Origin of the sequence: Pelomicrobium sp. G1, from assembly GCF_051905455.1 — a bacterium.
Taxonomy (GTDB): domain Bacteria; phylum Pseudomonadota; class Gammaproteobacteria; order Burkholderiales; family UBA6910; genus Pelomicrobium.
In genome coordinates this window covers 1-235 of sequence record NZ_JBQACR010000628.1, presented here as the reverse complement: position 1 = coordinate 235, position 235 = coordinate 1, and the positions used below count along the sequence as shown (strand labels likewise).

1 pseudogene is annotated in these 235 nt (G+C 68.1%); it reads left to right on the top strand.

Annotated elements, in window-relative coordinates:
• Positions 1-67: 67 nt before the first annotated feature.
• Positions 68-151 (top strand): annotated as a pseudogene (locus tag ACTFO6_RS19900) (bacterioferritin); the annotation flags it as partial.
• Between the last annotated feature and the right edge of the window lie 84 nt (positions 152-235).

The following is a 235-nucleotide window of genomic DNA, read 5'->3' as shown; positions in this document are numbered from 1 at the left end:
GGGGGGGGGGGGGGGGGGGGGGGGGGGAGGGGGAGGGGGGGGGGGGGGGGGAGGAAGGGAGTAAGAGGAAGAGCGCATCGACTGGATGGAGACCCAGCTCGAGCTGATCGAAAAGCTCGGGCTGCAGAATTACCTGCAATCCCAGATGTAGCCCGGCGCGAGGGCACCGGATGGGGAGGGTTTGAGTTCCCACGAGACCGACCACCCCCTCCGAAAGGAACGCTCGTTCCCAGAG